This window comes from Chitinophaga sp. (assembly GCF_035564935.1).
GTDB lineage: Bacteria > Bacteroidota > Bacteroidia > Chitinophagales > Chitinophagaceae > Chitinophaga.
The window spans coordinates 1-1,795 of record NZ_DATMTE010000800.1; the positions used below are offsets into that span (position 1 = coordinate 1).

Here is a 1,795-nt window from a genome sequence, read left to right on the forward strand (position 1 = left end):
GTTGAAATTAAAACTTTGCAGATAGGCTGGTTGCTTTAATGAGCTGTAAAAGTTTTCAACATCCAAAGGATATCCTTTGTAGTTCCAGATTAAATTGCCGGAGGCATCTGCCAGACCAGGCAGATTGGGAGCTAATACCACGCCCCGGGTACCCCCGTAACTTGCTGATTTGTTTTGATCATACCCGAAGTCTGTAACCAGGTCAAGTGTAAAACGTTTGTTTGTAGTAGCGTTGTGTAAGGCACTGTGTAAGGTAAACCGCTGGTCTGAAAAACTGCCGGGGTAGTTGTAGTTGGAACGCGTATACCCGGTAGCAACCAGGAAAGTACTGGAGGCGCCACCGCCGGATATAGTGGCATGCAGATCGGTATTATTGGTTGTTTTCCCGGCAATTATCTTTTCCCAATCCGTATATTTATTCTGATCGAAAATTGTCAGGTCAGGCGCGTAAGCAATATCGTAGGGATCATCAGAAGGCGTTAGCCCATCAGCGGCGAAAGCCTCTTTTCTCAATTGAAGATATTGTTGTGTGTTTAACAGCTTTACTGGTCTTGCAACGTAATTAAGCTGGGAATTGAGATTGAGGTCGAAAGTGGTTTTTCCTGATTTCCCTCTTTTGGTAGTAATTAAAACAACACCGTTAGCGCCCTGGGAACCATAGATAGAAGTGGCACTTGCATCTTTAAGAATAGTGATACTTTCTATATCGTTGGGGTTAATGCTGTTAAATGGGCTAAGGCCGGTTGCCTGGCTTACACCTCCGCTAAAAGATTGTGCCGTAGCAAGATTGTTTAATTGATTGATATTTACATTTTGCGGTGCAAAGGGTACGCCATCTATAATGAACAGCGGCTGGTCGTAAGGCTTTACCTGGAGTGTAGTACCCAATGTGTTCTGACCACGCACCTGTAACAACGCTGTTGAGCCGGGCACGCCATTAGTGGCGGTAACCGCCAGCCCGGGAACCTGCCCCTGTAATGCCAGTAAAGGATTGGTTACCGGCTGCCTTGCAATGGCAGCAGCGGAAACAGTGGCCACCGCTCCGATGCTGAAGCGTTTTTGTTCACTACCGTATGCAATTATCTGCACTTCATCCAGTTTGGATTCCACCAATTCCAGTATAACATCACCAAGATCGGCTTTAGCTTTTATCTTTTTTGTTAAATAACCTACATAGGAAATTTCAAGTATTGATCCCTCATCTACGTTGGGAATATAAAAGGTTCCATCTTCCCTGGCAATTATTGTTTTGGCGGTTCCCATGATGGTAACCGTAGCCCCCGCGAGCTTAACACCGGCTTTATTCATAACAGTACCCCTGACATCTATACTTTTGAACGGGGCTTCCGCCGGCGTCTCTTTTGATTCAATTGCTGCCACTGTTGGGTTAGCAGCCCTTATCCTGGAGATCAGGATATTCTTGTCTTCAATCCTATACTTAAGTGTTTTGCCATCCACTACCTGGTTTAATACTGTTTTTAAATCTGTGTTCCTGAAATTTACATCGACTTTTTTGCCGGGATCGATCAAATCCGGGGAATACAAAACCTCGTAGCCTGTTTGCAGGCTAATCTGGTTGAATATCTCTTCTAAAGTCGCACCTTTTTTGTTGTACGTAACGGTTTGAGCAAACGTTACAGCACTAACGTGAAGCAGGCTACCCAATAAGAGGATGAGAGTTAAGTTCAATCGCATTATCCATTTCCTCCTTTCTGCAACATTCATCCGGTGATAAACCGTAATGAGTTTCAATAGTAGTTTAGGTGCGTGACCTTTCGGCACGCACAAAATTTCA

At 44.5% G+C, this 1,795-nt stretch carries 1 protein-coding gene; it reads right to left on the reverse strand.

The genetic code is table 11. The features are described 5' to 3' along the window. The coding region (locus VN105_RS20810; protein WP_325643799.1) for a SusC/RagA family TonB-linked outer membrane protein at positions 1 to 1,689 on the reverse strand (1,689 nt) is incomplete at its 3' end. Positions 1,690 to 1,795: the final 106 nt, after the last annotated feature.